Below are 16,487 nucleotides of genomic sequence, written 5' to 3' on the forward strand. Positions count from 1 at the left end.
AATTCCTTCAAACCTCTCTCTTTCTTTCAAAAAGGTACACCCCGTTTTACAAAAAGGTACACCACATTTTTCATTTGGGGACGTAGACCTTTTAAAAAGGTCTACGTCCCCAAATTAACAAATTTCCGCCCCGGCGGGCATGTCTTTTTCTGGTGTCATCAATGCCAGATTGCCATCTGCGTCTTCTGCGCACAGGAGCATGCCTTCGGACAGCACGCCTGCTAATTTGGCTGGTTTTAAGTTTACAAGTACCATGACTTTTTTGCCGACCATTTCTTCTGGTTTGTAATGTGCCTTGATGCCGGATACGATCTGTTTTACCTGGCTCCCGATTTTCACCTGTGAGCACAGGAGTTTTCTGGACTTCGGAACTTCTTCACAGGCTATGATCTCTCCGACCTGGAACTGCATCTTCCCGAAGTCGTCGAAGGTGATCTCTGGTTTTGCTTCGATGTCGATGACTTCTTCTTCCTCTGCGGAAGCTTCTGGCTCTTCTTCTACCGGTGGGTGAAGTTCTTCTACTTTTTTCATGACTTCATTGATGTCCAGTCTTGCGAAGAGGATCTCCGGTTTTTCGGTTACTTTGCCGTCGCCAAGCTGTGCCAGGATCTTTTCGGATGTCTCTGGCATGAAGGATTCCAGAAGTCTTGCGCCTGCTTTGATGCTTTCAATCAGGTTGTAAAGCACGGTCTCCAGACGGTCTTTTTTCGCTTCGTCTTTTGCCAGCGCCCATGGCATGGTCTCGTCGATGTATTTGTTGCAGCGTTTGAACAATGTGAAGATCTCAGTAATGGCATCTGCCACGCGAAGATTCTCCATCTTGGCATCTACTGCCTTTGGTGTATTGTCTTTCACCGCTTTCAGATCAACATCTACCGCCTTTTCTTCTTCTGTCTCAGCAACACCTTTGTCGGTCACTACACCGCCGAAGTATTTATTGGTCATGGAAATGGTTCTGTTAACCAGGTTTCCTAATGTATTTGCAAGGTCAGAGTTCATACGCTCTACCATCAATTCCCAGGAGATAACGCCGTCATTTTCAAATGGCATCTCGTGAAGTACGAAGTAACGTACAGCATCTACTCCGAAGAAATCTACCAGTTCGTCAGCGTAAAGTACATTTCCTTTGGATTTGCTCATCTTTCCGTCTCCCTGAAGAAGCCATGGATGACCAAATACCTGTTTCGGAAGTGGCAGATCCAGTGCCATCAGGAAGATTGGCCAGTAAATAGTATGGAAGCGGATGATGTCTTTTCCAATCAGATGCAGGTCTGCCGGCCAGTTTTTCTTGAACTGCTCTGTGCTGTCGCCGTCGCAGTCGTATCCGATTCCGGTGATGTAGTTGGTCAGCGCATCCAGCCATACATAGACAACATGTTTTGGATCAAAATCTACCGGAATTCCCCACTTGAAGGAGGTTCTGGACACACACAGATCCTGAAGTCCCGGAAGCAGAAAATTGTTCATCATCTCATTTTTACGGGATACCGGCTGAATGAATTCCGGATGTGTATTAATATGCTCAATCAGGCGGTCTGCGTATTTGCTCATTCTGAAGAAATATGCTTCCTCCTTGGCTGGTTTTACTTCTCGTCCGCAGTCCGGACATTTGCCGTCTACTAACTGTGACTCTGTCCAGAAAGACTCGCAAGGAGTACAGTACAGACCTTCATAAGATCCTTTGTAAATGTCTCCCTGGTCATATAATTTTTTGAAAATCTTTTGAACCTGTTTCTCATGGTCTTCATCCGTTGTGCGGATAAATTTATCATAAGAAGTATTCATCAGATCCCAGATTCTCTTAATCTCTCCTGCCACATTATCAACGTATTCCTTCGGTGTGATGCCTGCCTCCTGCGCTTTCAGCTCAATCTTCTGGCCGTGCTCATCGGTACCGGTCTGGAAAAACACATCATATCCCTGGCTGCGTTTGTAACGTGCAATTGCATCTGCCAGCACGATCTCATAGGTATTTCCAATATGCGGTTTGCCGGACGTATAGGCAATCGCCGTTGTGATATAATATTTTGGTTTATCGCTCATAATTCCCTCTCCTTTTTCATTGTTCATAAATATGTCTGACGCACAAGACGGTTTTTTTCGCAGATGTTCTCTCTTCTACTTTATGGCCACCACAAAATGCCCCACAAAATACCCCATCAGATCATCCTACAGATTATTTTATGAATCATATAGAATAAAAAACGCCTTCTCTGACTCCTCCAGATCTTATATCCGGAAGATTCAGAGAAGACGAGAAATCCCGTGTTACCACTTCTGTTTACCTCCTGCCTCACGACAGAAAGCCTTATTGGGTGTCGAAAACATCCTGCCGCTGTAAAGGGCGGTTCCCTTCATGAACTTACGATGTTGTGCGCCTCGCACTTCTTACTTCGCTCATCCACGCCGCTCCAAAGCCATCTTCTGCCATATTCCATCCATCCCTCTCAGCCTTCGGATCTCTATCCCCGGGAATTCTCTGTAGAACTTCCTATTGCATACTCTCTTCATCACTGCGTTTACATATTTATCCGTAATAAAAATCGTAGCATAACGAAGGCTTTGATGTCAAGATATGCCAGAGAATAAAAGCCCATTTTTCCACATTTTCATAAACCGAATAACAGACCAGCCATCTCACAACTGCAGATCCAATGCCTTAAAATGCATAAAGCGCATCTTTGGCTCCTTTTCCTCGACAAAAAACCGATCCAGCACGCGACAGGTCTTTTGAAACCATGCAAGACTCTTTTCTTCGTCTGTTTTATCACATAACGCTTCATACAATTGAATGATACGAATCAGCAGCCAGTCCAGCCGCTCTGCGCCGGCCATGGTATGTTCTTCACAAAGCGGAAGATACCCCAGAAATGCAAGTTGTTGATTTATTATGTCCAATGTAAGCTGTGGCAGATTAAAGATAATCAGATGCCGCAGCATGGTCTTTCTTGGAATCTCACCTAATAAATTCATCTGTCTTGCAAATTCCGATTCATAACTTGTACTGGTAATATGCCGTAGCAGAATATCAGAATCCGCCGGAACAACCGTATCTATATAATGAAATGCATCCGTAAAGTACAGATGCCTCAGACAGGCCTGTGGATTTTCCAGTGAAATGTTCAGACAAATCATCCTCTTCGGTGATGCATTTTGGATATATGTCCCTGCCAATTTCTTCATACAATCCTTCTTTTCCTGGTAACGGACATCCGACAAATCCATTGACGCATCATAGACATCCAGACACCGGTCATAGTAATTCTGCAGTAAGTAAGCCATTTCTTCCGGCAACAGCTCCAAAGCCTTCCCCAATCGCAGACACTGCTCCCGGTTCGCCGGCATATATCTGCCGGTCCGCCAATATCGTATCTTCAAAGCTTCTGAATCTTTTGCCGGTGCACGTCCATACATACGCTCATAGAGAAAAGCATCCGTTTCCTGCTTGCTTTTAAGCTGATATTTGCAGCGAACCCGCACATGCCTCTCCTTAAGCCACTCAAGTTCCGGGCGCTCCTGCATCCCCATATGAAGGCACTCCCTCGCAAGCTCAAGAACCCCCTCTGTAGTATATAAATGATTCATTCTTCATCCTCCAGATAACATTCGCACATTGACGTGTGTAAATTCACATCCCTCCAATACACATTCCTGCTACTATAACTTTATTCGTATCCGGAAGACCTACAGGGACACCAACGCCAGAAATCAATTGATAATAAAAATGTTAAATTTCACCTTATTGATGGGAAACCCTGGAAATGCTAGACTTCTATCATGCATGAATATCTCTATCATTCTAAGAAAGGAAGAAATACATATATGAAAAAATGGATGAGAAAATTATGTGGGGTGTCACTGGCATTGGCAGTGGCCTGCAGTATGATGATCACCTTACCTGTTTTTGCTGAAGGGGAAGAGGAGGAAGAAGAACCCATCATCTCTGTTGCTGGTGTACCTGAAGATGCAATCATGGCTGGAAGCAAACTGGAGCTTATCTTTACGATCGATTACGAAGCAGTAGAAGATTACACAGATCTCTATCTTGCTATCAACGGACCATTTACCTCCACCATGGGAACTACAGACGAAGATGGGTATATTACGATTAATCTTGAGAACACGGATCCAGTAACAGTACCCGTAACAATCAATTCAGATGCCTACCCAGGAGAATCCCTCGGTGAAGTTGACTTATATGGTACTTATGTAGATCCTGAGACAGGTGCCTCTGGAGAGTCTGATATCATTGGATGGAATTTCTTTGACCTTACAATCCAGCAGATCTTTTCTATCGAACTGACTCAGTGGAATCCAATCAACGAAGCAGTTGCCGGAACCCCTTACCCATTTGCTGTAACGATTACAAATAATACGGATTCTTCGTTGAAAGATATCACGGTTACAGCCGGAGGGCTGAATTTCTTCACAGAACTCTATCATTGGAATGCAATCATCGATTACGAAGCAATGGATGGAGTAACGATAGCCAGTCCTGATGCAGTGATTCAAAGTCTTGCCCCAAAGGCATCCGTCACAATCAAAGGTACGATAACTTTCCCTGCCGAATCAATCGGTGATAATACACACCTATGCATCGATGTGAGCTGCAACGGTTTCGAAGATAATTTAAACGGTTACGGCAATCTCACAGATAGTTATCATTTCCCGATAGTCGCTTCACCATCCTCTGGCAATCAGGGTGGACAAGGCAATGGTTCTCAGGGCTCAACCGGGCAGAATACAAATGGACAGAATACCAGTACTTCAACTGCTGTTGTGGAAAATGTAGCTAACACTGCAAATGCTTCTTCCGTAGTCAAAACCGGAGACCCTGCTGAGGCAATAGCACCTCTGGCAGCTCTGCTCATAGCAGCATCTGCAATTGTAATCGTCTTGAGAAAAAGAAGAACTGTTTAATCGGATATCAAACATCTTAATAAAAAAAGACATCGATATGTTTCTTAATTACTGAAAAAGAATCATCTCGATGTCTTTCTCTTATCCTTCTTCCGATACATTTTGCACGAGCTACATTCAGAATTATCTGCATTGTAAAATAATTTTCCGCATATAGTGATACAAATCATTTTTTCAGGGACCGTCATGACAAAAATCTCTAAGAAACGCTCTGTGGCAATTGTTTTTTCTATTGCCATTCTTTTCTTCTTATCCGCAGAGCTGTTCCTACATCTCGACAAAAGCGAAGATCAGCGTTTTCTTGAATATACACATCAACTTTTCTGCACGGAAGTCTCCGGCAGTACCATCACACTTCACTATACATTAAAAGATCCCGAAGCCTTTGGAATCACGGATGCCCCGGTAACCTACGGTACTTGTACTACTGACACCGAAGCCATCTGCGCTTCTGCGGAAAATGCACTTGCACTTCTTCAATCTTACGACCGCAGCCGCCTTTGTGATGAAAACCAACGCACTTATGATATACTGGAGGACAGTCTGGCGGATACTCTGGCAGAATCTAAATATGCACTGTACGAAGAACCTCTGGCGCCTCTGACCGGCACCCAGTCTCAGCTTCCGGTACTTCTGTCGGAATATCAGTTCTATGGCTCTTCCGACATCGATACCTACCTGGAACTTTTGACCAAAACACCAGAATATTTCCGTTCTATTATCGAATTTGAAAATGAAAAATCCGAGATGGGGCTATTTATGGCTTCTTACTCCGCCGATGACATTATCAAAGAATGCCAGGCATTTATCAATATGGGGAATTCCAATTATCTCTATTCTTCTTTCGAAGAACGACTGGATTCTCTGGATCTTACGGATTCACAGCGTAATACATATATAGAAGAAAATTCCCGATGTATCGAGGAATATATTTTCCCAGCATATAAAGAGTTAATAGAAGGCCTGACCGCACTAAGCGGCAGTGGAAAGAACCATAATGGACTCTGCTATCTTCCAGACGGGAAGAAATATTACGAGATTCTGGTTGCCAGTGAGACTGGTTCCTCTCGCAGCATTCCAGAACTTCAGCAATTGACACAAAATCAGATGATCGATGATCTCACGGCTATGCAAGATGTGTTGACCCAGGAACAATCCACCGCCACCGAAGAAGCTTCCGTCTCTTCCGACATATTTAAAACACAGGGGGCGATTCTGAAAGACTCCAATCCCGCTGCCATTCTGACAACGTTAGAATCCAAATTGGGGAAAGACTTTCCCGAACCGCCACAGGTGAATACGCAGATCAAATACGTCCAAAAATCCATGGAAGAGTATCTTAGTCCGGCTTTCTATATGATTCCAGCCATCGACAACACCGAAAACAACGTCATCTACATCAATCAGGGACATCTGCCCGACGATCTGTCCCTGTTCACGACCCTTGCCCATGAAGGATATCCCGGTCATCTGTACCAGACCACCTACTTCGCCAGCCAGAATCCAGATCCCATCCGCACGCTTCTGAATTACGGCGGATACACCGAAGGCTGGGCCACCTATAGTGAGATGCTGAGCTACTACTACGCTCCCATCTCCAAAGCGCAGGCCACACTTCTGCAGAAGAATAGCTCCGTCATCCTCGGACTCTACGCACTCGCCGACATGGGCATACACTACGACGGCTGGGCCCTGACCGACACCGTATCCTTCTTCCGAAGCTACGGAATCACCGACAGCAACACCATCGAAGATATCTTCCACCTAATCATAGCCGATCCCGGAAACTATTTGAAATATTATATTGGATATGTCGAATTTCTGGAGTTAAAAAAAGAAGCAATCGAAAAATGGGGAAGCGAATTCACACAAGAAAGATTCCACAAAGCCGTGCTCGACATCGGGCCAGCATCATTTGAAGAATTGGGGACGGGGGTTTTTTCATTTTCCTCCGTCCCAGATTAAATTTACCGTGTCCCTTTTTGACTTTACCCTGTCCCTTTTTGTATTTTTTCGCCAATACTACCATTATTGTGAATCTCGCTGAAAGCAACTGGGCATTACTTTATTTCCTGTGTTATACTGAAAACTACCAAACCATTATTTCTATTGAAAACATGATATAAAAGCAAAAGATTGGAGATGTTTATATGAAGCTAACAATATTAGGGACCGGAAATGCTGCCGTATCAGAATGCTACAATACTTGTTTTGCCATTTCGGATGGCGACAGACATTTTCTGGTAGATGCCGGCGGCGGAAATCGGATATTAAAAGTCTTAAAAGATACTAAAATCCAGATTACTGACATTCATGATATTTTTGTTACTCACGAGCATGTGGATCATGTTCTTGGGATCATCTGGCTGATTCGCATTATCGGTCAGAAAATGAATCAGGGAAAATATGACGGTGACTTACATATCTACTGCCACAGAGAATTGTCTGAAAAAATTCGGTCAATCGCCAGCATGACCATTCAACAAAAGGTCTGCAGACATATGGGCGAAAGAATCCAATTTGATATTGTAAAAAATGGTGAACAACGCAAAATCCTTGACTGTCCAATAACCTTCTTTGACATTGCTTCTACAAAGGCGAAACAATTTGGATTTACCATGCAGCTGAATAATGGCATAAAATTCACTTGCGTTGGAGACGAGCCATACAACGAGGTCAATTTTGAATATGTAAAAGACAGTGATTGGCTCTTACATGAAGCCTTCTGTCTGTTCCGCGAAGCAGACAAGTTCAAACCTTACGAAAAACACCACAGTACAGTAAAAGAAGCCTGCCAGCTTGCAGAAAAGCTCGGGATTCCTAACCTTCTGCTCTATCATACCGAAGAATCACATCTGGCAGAACGGAAAAAACTATATACCAAAGAAGGCCGGCAATATTATCATGGAAATTTGTTTGTACCGGATGATTTAGAGACTTTCACACTTTAAAGTGTTTCATTTTCCTCGGACTACCATAAAATTTAAGAATTGCATTCATCAGATTTGTTGAATTTTATGTCGGAAATTGTTATGATAAAAGAAATTTAACAGGGAGGTATAGCTTGTGTCTGAAGAAGTAAATATGGTTAAAGAAGAGAATATCGAAAGCAAGTCTGATGCAAATAAAATTGTGTCGATTGGGAATAAATCAAATTCAATAGAAGCAGAAGCGCAGATAACAGCAGACAATTCCGTTAATCCAGTACCTGGCGGAGATGTAGATTCTGCTGCAGCAAAAGAATCTATTGCGGCTGAACGTACAGAATCTGCAACATCAAATGAATCTACAACGTCTCACACTACAGAGCAAAAGGCTTCATATGAATACGACGATTTCGACGATATAGATTGCGATGAAGACGAAAAACCCCACAGGCATTTCTTCCGTTCTCGCGCCCGTGATGTTGAGAACACAAGGGACAAATTGATTCTTTCGCGTATTAAAGATGAGGATCTGATGGATTATCTCAAGTTAGAGCAACAACGATTAGAATTTCTGCAACAGGCAAAAGAAGTGAAAGAGAAGCGACTGCTGATCGCTTTCCAGCTAACGATCTCTCTGGCGGCCATCGTTGCTATCGTATACCTGCTCAAAGACAATCCAATGATTTTGATAAGCATTTTATATATTGTCGGTATCATCGCCGCCTTGAATATTTGGAAAAATCCACGCAGCAAGGACAAGGATAAAGACAAATAGTAAAATTAATAGTGATTGGATACATATTCTAAGGGCTGTCATAGACAGTCCTTTTTCATTCTATATTCATATTTTCCTCAGGCCATCAGCCCGGCTAGGATCACACTTGCAATCAGTCCGGCAAATGTAGCAAACATGGCACCTCCCAGTGTATATCTTGTTTTCGTTACTTTCGCCGTCATAAAATACACACTCATTGTATAAAAAATAGTTTCTGTGCACGACATACTGATAGATGCAATCAGTCCAATATAAGAATCTGTGCCATACTCCTTATATACATCCAACAAAAGTCCCGTTGCGGCCGATGAAGAAAACATCTTCACGACTGTAAGCGGCACCAATTCACCGGGAAAGCCTATGTACTCAGAAAATCTCCCAATAATATCTGACAAAAAATCAAGGAACCCTGAAGCCCTCAATACCCCCACTGCAACCATTAACCCTACCAATGTCGGAAGAATCTTAATCACCGTATAAAATCCACTTTTCGCCCCCTTAATAAAAGTATCATAGACATCCACCTTCATCAAAACACCATAACTTACAATTCCAAAGATAACAAGCGGAACAATAAAATCCGTCACATACATCAAGATTTTCACATAAGTTCCCCATTTCATACTTCCCATATAGTTGCTTACATTATATGTAGGGACAGGGTTTTTTATAATTGAAAATCTTTCTTACTACGCATATACTACTTATTAGAGATTTTATGATATAAAATACTATAAATTGTAATGGTGATAGATATGAGAACACGTAACATAAAAACACATAACATGAAAACGCATAACATGAAAACGCAACAAAAGAAGGATTTTGGTCAGGGAAGTATTGCTGCAAATATTTTGCGTCTTGCGGTTCCTATGACTTTGGCGCAACTAATTAATGTCTTATATAATGTCATTGACCGGATCTACATCGGTCATATCCCGCATACTTCCACAGAAGCTTTAACTGGAATTGGACTTACTCTGCCTGTTATTACGATCATCACTGCTTTTGCCAATCTATTTGGCATGGGCGGAGCTCCTTTATTTTCCATGTCCCGCGGCGCCAAGGAAACGGAACGTGCGCAGAAGATTATGGGAAATTCTTTTACTATGCTTTTATTATCTGGAACGGTCCTGGCCATTTTGTGTTTTGTATTTAAGCATCCGTTATTATATCTTTTCGGTGCCAGTGATGTTACCTATCCTTACGCTGATGCTTATCTTCGCATTTACCTGCTGGGAACATTATTTGTCATGACCAGCCTTGGTATGAACAATTTTATCAACGCTCAGGGATTCGGGATTACCGGAATGTTGACTGTTTCAATCGGCGCTGTCCTCAATCTGATATTAGACCCAATATTTATCTTTGGTCTCCACATGGATGTTCAAGGCGCCGCGCTGGCTACCATTATTTCCCAATGCGTTTCTTCCATCTGGGTTTTTCATTTCCTGATCGGCCAAAAAGCAATTATCAAGTTGACCAGAGAATCTATGACACTGCAGCCATCGCTGATCAAAGAGATTACCGCTCTTGGCATGGCTGGATTTATTATGGCGATTACTAACGGTTCTGTCCAGATTATCTGTAACGCAACTTTGCAGAAATATGGCGGCGACTTATACGTTGGAATCATGACCGTTATCAACTCTGTCCGCGAAATTATTACCATGCCAGTTAATGGAATGACAAGCGGTGCTCAACCCGTAATGAGCTTTAATTATGGCGCCAAAAAATACGACCGGGTAAAATCTTCCATTAAATTTACCACCTTATTCTGTATCCTTTTTTCCCTCGCAGCATGGGCACTGCTATTCTTCTTCCCGCGCTTTTTTATCCACCTGTTCAACAGCGATCCTGAACTTTTGGAAAAAGGCGTACCCGCCATGCATTTATACTTTTTCGGAATCTTTATGATGGCTTTACAATTTGCCGGTCAATCCACCTTCACCGCATTGGGTAAATATCGACACGCAGTCTTTTTCTCCTTATTCCGAAAAGCAATTATCGTAATTCCACTCACTTTATGGCTTCCAACAATTGCTACCCTTGGAACAAATGGCGTATTTCTTGCAGAACCCATATCCAATTTTGTAGGCGGAACAGTCTGCTTCGTTACAATGATATTCACAGTATGGAGAAAATTAGAGAAAAGTGACAAATAGGTACAGGGCATTTTTCATTTGGGTACACCACATTTGTAAATTGGGGACGTAGTACTTTTGCAAAGTACTACGTCCCCAATTTACAACATATCCTATACTAAAAGCTTTGCAAGGTGTTTATTATGTTGAATTATCTTTGGGCAGCCATGATTCTTCTTGGAATTATTTTTGCAGCTTTTACAGGCCGTATGCCGGATATTACCAATGCTGCTATTGATTCCTCCAAGGAGGCTATCTCTCTGTGTATTACTATGATGGGGGTCATGTCTCTCTGGGTGGGACTAATGGAAATTGCCGAGAAAGCGGGGCTGATTCAAAGTGCATCCCGCAGAATCCGACCGTTGATTCGCTTTTTATTTCCCAATCTTCCGGTAGGGCATCCTGCTGAGGAGCATATCACAACGAACCTGATCGCTAATGTATTAGGGCTTGGATGGGCAGCGACTCCGGCGGGCCTGCGGGCAATGGAGGAGCTTGGCCGATTGGAGGAGGATCGAAGGAGCGAGCGTCAGCCGGGACCGATTCAAAAAAGGGGTGTAGCAAGCAATGAGATGTGCACGTTTTTGATCATTAACATTTCTTCTTTGCAATTGATTCCTGTAAATGTTATTGCTTACCGCAGTCAGTATGGGAGTGTGAATCCAGCAGCCATCGTGGGCGCCGGGATTATCGCAACATCCATAAGTACATTGGCTGCATTACTTTATTGTAAGATTATGGACCATTCATAAGCTGTGAAAACTTGCTGCCCGAGGGCTTTCTCCAAAAGTACGGCAACGAAATAGGGATACCTGACGCACATTTGTCGGTATCCCTTATCTATTTCTTCCATTACAGTCTTTATTCATTTTTTCAGCATTGCGTAACATCATGGGTTATCTGGTGCAAACTGTAAAGCTTTCATAGTATACTTCCTTTTGTTGATTTTAATATAACACATTGACTCCTTATATGGAAATACATATAATAAGCTTATATTAATACCTTTTAAGTATGATGGAATGGAGATATTTTACGATGGAATTAAGACATATTCGCTATTTTTTGGCGGTTGCCGAGGAAATGAATTTTACAAGGGCTGCAGACAAGCTTTGTATTGCACAGCCTCCGCTAAGCCGTCAGATTCAAGATCTGGAAAATGAATTGGGCGTGAAATTATTTATCCGTAATCCGCATGCGCTCCAGCTTACGGAAGAAGGTCAGTTATTTCGCCAATACGCCATCCAGGTGATCGATCTGGTAAATAAATCCACGGAAGAAATCCGCGAAATGAAGCAGGGACTTCAGGGAACTCTTTTTCTTGCGTCCGTAGAGGGCCATGCTCCCCGTCTGTTTTCCGAGTGGATTGCGGGCTTTCATCAGCTTCATCCTCATGTACAGTACAATCTCTGGAACGGGAACTCGGACGACGTCGTAAACCGCGTCATGAAGGGATTATGCGATCTGGCAATCATCATGAAACCTCATAATGCAGAAGGTGTAGAAGCACTTTCCGTCTATAAAGAGCCCTGGATTGCCATGATTCCGTCCTCGCATCCACTTGCACGTCATGAAGGAAGCACCATTGAATTAGCGGAATTGGCACCTTATGACCTTATAATCCCTTCGCGTGCATCCCGTCTCCAGGAAATCAGCGGATGGTTTCAGATGACCGGTCAGAAACCTAAGATCCGCTGCCGAATTGCCCATATGCTCAATGCCTTTGAATTAACACGCCAAGGCGTCGGAATTGCCATATATCCCGCTTCTGCAGCAGAAGTGGGCATAAGCTCCGACATTTGCATAAAAGAACTGGTCAATCCTTCCGTGACGGCCTCCTATGTCTTAATCTGGAACAAAGATCATCAACTATCCCACGTCGCCACAGAATTCATTCATTATATAAAAAAACATATTCCTGATTCTGAGTAATCCATTTGCCGGCGGATCTATCCTGCAATTCTAGCATGCGATTCGTCGGTAAATATTGCTGACGGGCTTATACAGCACCGCAATCGCAACGACCATAAATATAGCATTGATTGCTGTTGCCGGAATTGACACGACTGATCCGACAAATGCCGCCGCAAATCCACTTCCCAGCAACATCATCTTAATCGTTCCCATCACAAGCTCAATCACAATATTCAAACAGCCATAGATAATCGCACATATAATCGCATTTCTATACTCCCTCTTCTTATCCTGCACTGCTCTATTCTGAAGCAAATAAAAGATCGCTCCCACAATCAGACATTTTACCATTGTTTCGATAAAGACCTGTGGAATATCCTGAATATAACCATTCAATATATCAAATACGACCAGACCAATCGTTCCAGATATCGCACCTCTTTTTCCGCCCTGAAGTAATAACCCCATTACAACAAAAATATGTCCAAAATGCACAAATGGTGTTCCTATCGCTGCCGGGAGCGGGATGCGAAATGCCTGTATTCCTAAAAATGTAATTGCTGCAAAAAAAGCGGTAATCACCATCGCTTTTACATTATCTCTCGAATTCGTTTTCACTGTTTCTGCCTCCATCACTCTTCCTACCTTTCTCTACACTCCTTTGATTTTCCAAATTATGTTATCATCAATGTGGATTTACAGAAACAGCCAGTTATTTTATATTTAACCATGCCACTTGATTATTTATGAACACACTTACTCATTTTCTAAGAAAAATCTTAAATTTTCAAATTCTGCTTGCATTTTAGGAATATCGGGTATAATATACACATATAGATTATGTAGTATTAAATACTACTTGTTGTGATTTTAATATTTCAGGAGGTGTTACTATGACACAGTCAATCGAAGAACACATCAAAGACCCGGGAAGCGCCATCACACATTTCATCGGAATGCTCATGGCTATATTTGCAGCAGTACCTTTGTTGATAAAGGCCGCACACGAACCAAGCAGGATATACGTAATCTCAATCGCAATCTATGCGATAAGCTTAATCCTATTATATGCGGCAAGCACCACATATCACACTTTTAATAAATCCGAGAAAATCAATACAATCTTAAAGAAAATCGATCATATGATGATCAGCGTACTCATTGCCGGAAGCTATACACCAATCTGCCTGCTGGTCCTCAAAGGGAAGACCGGAATCATTCTCCTCTCTATTGTATGGGGAATCGCCATTGTCGGGATTCTGATCAAAGCATTCTGGGTATACTGTCCAAAATGGGTATCCTCCGTGCTTTATATCGGCATGGGATGGACCTGCGTGCTGGCATTTACCCAACTGCTCAACTCCATGTCACCGGCTGCTTTCGACTGGCTCCTCGCCGGCGGAATCATCTACACCGTAGGCGGAGTCATCTACGCATTAAAGCTGCCACTCTTCAATAGCCGCCACAAATACTTCGGCAGCCACGAGATCTTCCACCTATTCGTTATGGGCGGCAGTGCCTGCCACTTCATCGTCATGTACGCATTCGTACTTTAAAATTGGGGACGGGGGTTTTTTCATTTTCCTCCGTCCCAGATTCAAATATCCCTGTCCCTTTTTCAATTTACCCTGTCCCCAATGATCTTTTCTTTCTCTTTTCGTCGCATATGCTTGATCGCATACTCTCTTTTCATAGCCTCTTCTTTTGTTTGAAACTCCTCATAATACACCAACTTTACCGGTCGTCTTGACTTGGTATATTTCGCTCCTTTTCCCTCATTGTGGGCTTTTATACGCTTTTCTATATCATTTGTCCAGCCAGTGTAGAGGCTTCCGTCTTTACATCTCACAATATATGTATAGTTCATATTCCTGCTCCGACTTATTTTTTCATATTGTTTATTATTATAGAAAAATTTCCACAATTGTCAAATGGGGACAGGGATACTTGAAAAAGGGACAGGGATATCTGAATTTGGGACGGAGGAAAATGAAAAAACCCCCGTCCCCAAACAAGACTTATTCTTCTGCCAGGTATTCGACTGGATTTACTGGCTGTCCGTCTTTTCGCATCTCGAAGTAGACGTTGCATCCTTCTACGCTGTAGTATTTGGTCGGCTGGCTGACATAACCTAACACGGTCTTTGCCTCCACATAATCGCCGACTTTAACCGGGACTTCTTTGAGCTGACCATAGAATAGTTCGTATCCATTGCCGATATCTACATTGACGGTCGTTCCGGTCTCTGCCGTGACATCGATGGATTTGACGATTCCGGCTGTCGCGGAGATGACTTGGTCACCTTCGGCACCGGAGATAATGACTGCCGGATTGTACTTATACTGATCCAGGGTCGAGAAATATACGGTCTTGTCCATACTATAGCTCATCAGGATCGTACCGTCTACCGGCCACAGAAGTGTACTGTCTTCATTAAAGCTTACGTTCGTTCCGCTTCCGGATGTACTTTGTACTGCACTTCCGTTTCCACTGGTACCACCCGTGTCAGCAGTGTCTTCCTGATTCTGGTCTTCCTGCTCCTTAGTGTCATCTTGATTGCTGACAACTAGATTGTTGGCCTCTTCCGCCGGTTCCGTATCTTTTTCATCTTCTGTATCATTGGTTTCCTCCGCCCGCGCAAGCTGTTCTTTTTGCTGTGTCGTTTTATAGTCATTGAATGTATATGTTCCAACTATTGCAATTGCTGCCACAAAGCATAATACTGCCGCAACGGTAGCAGCCTTCTTTTTCTGCGAAGGCTTTTGCTTTTTATTCATCTTATCACCACCTCTGACTATATTTTTGCCAGATCGCGATGGTCTTATTCTGTATCCAGTAATATTTCTGCGACTTCTTTGATTTCGGTTCCTTCAAAAAAATATTGCAGAATCTCTTCATATGCTTTGCCGTTTTTTGCCATTTGATTGGCTTCATACTGGCTTAACCCCAGCCCATGACCGATTCCTCTAGTCGTGATCCGAATCTGTCCGTTGCAGCGCTGTAAGGTAAAGCATCCCGAAGCCAACTTGTATGTATTGCGAAATTCTTCGCCGCTGACATTCTCCTGTCCGACACGGACATTCAACACATATCCTGCGGTATCTGTTGCCGTAATCTCTGCATCCATATCATCCACTGTCACCGTCTGCAGCTGCTTCTCGGCTTCGATATCGTCCGGACATTCTACGATCTTAAGGTAAGGATAATCTTCACTTTCCAATACCTCTTTGGCATCACGAGTCCAGCCATTACTCAGCCGGAAAAATGGTGTCAGTGCCAGTGTATCTCCGTAATTGAGCACCTGCCCTTCGGTCTCACTCCAGACTTTCTCAAGCTTATGATAATATTTCGAATATTTACCACCCCATGCCTTTTCCATCTGCTTTTGTGTCCAGAAGTCACCTTCCAATACCGTATCGCTTCCCGACTCATTAATCTTCTTATAGACATCCGTCCGTACCAGAATCGCCTGTGCCTTTAATGCCTCTTCTTCATAAGATGCCGGGATCTCTTTTGCTAACATTCCCACACAATATTCCTCAATCGGCATCTCCACTACGGTTCCTGCTGCAGCATCCCCACCGGCAGCTTCATCCCCTGAAGCATCCGCCACCCTTACTTTCACATACGTCTCATCCACATGCGAGTAAGAAGTAATGCTTGGCCCATTCAGGAACACCGTGACCACGTATGGCAGTAATATAATAATGATGACATAACATCCGAATTTTTTGAACTTTGCTCGCATAAAAATACCCTCCCATACACTGTATGGAAGGGCCGTATATTTTATTCTATTTTTTCACG

At 43.1% G+C, this 16,487-nt stretch carries 15 protein-coding genes; 8 read left to right on the plus strand and 7 right to left on the minus strand.

Features of this window, described 5'->3' with window-relative positions; genetic code table 11:
• Positions 1 to 114 precede the first annotated feature (114 nt).
• On the minus strand, positions 115 to 2,043 hold the full coding sequence (gene metG / locus ACQRD1_RS08600; RefSeq protein WP_427787251.1) for a methionine--tRNA ligase: 1,929 nt from the start codon (positions 2,041 to 2,043) through the stop codon (positions 115 to 117).
• Positions 2,044 to 2,637: 594 nt separating this feature from the next.
• Positions 2,638 to 3,585 (minus strand): hypothetical protein, encoded by a 948-nt coding sequence (locus tag ACQRD1_RS08605; protein WP_427787252.1) that lies wholly within the window; start codon positions 3,583 to 3,585, stop codon positions 2,638 to 2,640.
• Between the two features lie 237 nt (positions 3,586 to 3,822).
• Between ACQRD1_RS08605 and ACQRD1_RS08610 the strand changes: the two genes are divergently transcribed.
• The 4 genes from ACQRD1_RS08610 (at position 3,823) to ACQRD1_RS08625 (ending at position 8,622) form a co-directional block, all read left to right on the plus strand.
• Positions 3,823 to 4,920 carry a hypothetical protein gene (locus ACQRD1_RS08610; protein WP_427787253.1) on the plus strand — a complete coding sequence of 366 codons (1,098 nt, stop codon included), beginning with the start codon at positions 3,823 to 3,825 and terminating at the stop codon, positions 4,918 to 4,920.
• Between the two features lie 186 nt (positions 4,921 to 5,106).
• Entirely contained in the window at positions 5,107 to 6,885 is a 1,779-nt protein-coding gene (locus ACQRD1_RS08615; protein ID WP_427787254.1) for a DUF885 domain-containing protein, read from the plus strand.
• A gap of 185 nt (positions 6,886 to 7,070) precedes the next feature.
• Entirely contained in the window at positions 7,071 to 7,871 is an 801-nt protein-coding gene (locus ACQRD1_RS08620; RefSeq protein ID WP_427787255.1) for an MBL fold metallo-hydrolase, read from the plus strand.
• Between the two features lie 115 nt (positions 7,872 to 7,986).
• On the plus strand, positions 7,987 to 8,622 hold the full coding sequence (locus tag ACQRD1_RS08625; RefSeq protein ID WP_347375626.1) for a hypothetical protein: 636 nt from the start codon (positions 7,987 to 7,989) through the stop codon (positions 8,620 to 8,622).
• Between the two features lie 77 nt (positions 8,623 to 8,699).
• Here ACQRD1_RS08625 and ACQRD1_RS08630 read toward each other — a convergent pair whose 3' ends face one another.
• Positions 8,700 to 9,227: a spore maturation protein gene (locus tag ACQRD1_RS08630; protein ID WP_347375625.1), complete on the minus strand. Its 528-nt coding sequence runs from the start codon at positions 9,225 to 9,227 to the stop codon at positions 8,700 to 8,702.
• Positions 9,228 to 9,422: 195 nt separating this feature from the next.
• Here ACQRD1_RS08630 and ACQRD1_RS08635 point away from each other — a divergent pair, with 195 nt between their 5' ends.
• The 3 genes from ACQRD1_RS08635 (at position 9,423) to ACQRD1_RS08645 (ending at position 12,698) form a co-directional block, all read left to right on the plus strand.
• Positions 9,423 to 10,787 carry an MATE family efflux transporter gene (locus ACQRD1_RS08635; protein ID WP_347375624.1) on the plus strand — a complete coding sequence of 455 codons (1,365 nt, stop codon included), beginning with the start codon at positions 9,423 to 9,425 and terminating at the stop codon, positions 10,785 to 10,787.
• A gap of 122 nt (positions 10,788 to 10,909) precedes the next feature.
• Entirely contained in the window at positions 10,910 to 11,518 is a 609-nt protein-coding gene (locus ACQRD1_RS08640) for a nucleoside recognition protein (protein ID WP_347375623.1), read from the plus strand.
• A 286-nt stretch (positions 11,519 to 11,804) separates the two neighbouring features.
• Positions 11,805 to 12,698, plus strand: coding sequence for a LysR family transcriptional regulator (locus ACQRD1_RS08645; protein WP_347375622.1), 894 nt, complete (start codon positions 11,805 to 11,807; stop codon positions 12,696 to 12,698).
• 30 nt (positions 12,699 to 12,728) lie between these two features.
• On the opposite strand, the gene ACQRD1_RS08650 is transcribed toward ACQRD1_RS08645, so the two are convergent.
• Positions 12,729 to 13,298: an ECF transporter S component gene (locus ACQRD1_RS08650; RefSeq protein WP_235232479.1), complete on the minus strand. Its 570-nt coding sequence runs from the start codon at positions 13,296 to 13,298 to the stop codon at positions 12,729 to 12,731.
• A gap of 275 nt (positions 13,299 to 13,573) precedes the next feature.
• Between ACQRD1_RS08650 and trhA the strand changes: the two genes are divergently transcribed.
• Positions 13,574 to 14,236: a PAQR family membrane homeostasis protein TrhA gene (gene trhA, locus ACQRD1_RS08655; RefSeq protein ID WP_427787256.1), complete on the plus strand. Its 663-nt coding sequence runs from the start codon at positions 13,574 to 13,576 to the stop codon at positions 14,234 to 14,236.
• Between the two features lie 62 nt (positions 14,237 to 14,298).
• On the opposite strand, the gene ACQRD1_RS08660 is transcribed toward trhA, so the two are convergent.
• From ACQRD1_RS08660 to ACQRD1_RS08670, 3 genes are all read right to left on the minus strand, one after another.
• Positions 14,299 to 14,547 (minus strand): GIY-YIG nuclease family protein, encoded by a 249-nt coding sequence (locus ACQRD1_RS08660; protein ID WP_235232481.1) that lies wholly within the window; start codon positions 14,545 to 14,547, stop codon positions 14,299 to 14,301.
• A 151-nt stretch (positions 14,548 to 14,698) separates the two neighbouring features.
• On the minus strand, positions 14,699 to 15,457 hold the full coding sequence (locus ACQRD1_RS08665) for a M23 family metallopeptidase (protein ID WP_347375620.1): 759 nt from the start codon (positions 15,455 to 15,457) through the stop codon (positions 14,699 to 14,701).
• 44 nt (positions 15,458 to 15,501) lie between these two features.
• Complete coding sequence (locus tag ACQRD1_RS08670) at positions 15,502 to 16,428, minus strand: SpoIID/LytB domain-containing protein (protein WP_235232483.1); 927 nt, start codon at positions 16,426 to 16,428, stop codon at positions 15,502 to 15,504.
• Positions 16,429 to 16,487 lie beyond the last annotated feature (59 nt).

It is taken from the genome of Bariatricus sp. SGI.019 (assembly GCF_050315235.1).
Taxonomy (GTDB): domain Bacteria; phylum Bacillota; class Clostridia; order Lachnospirales; family Lachnospiraceae; genus JAFBIX01.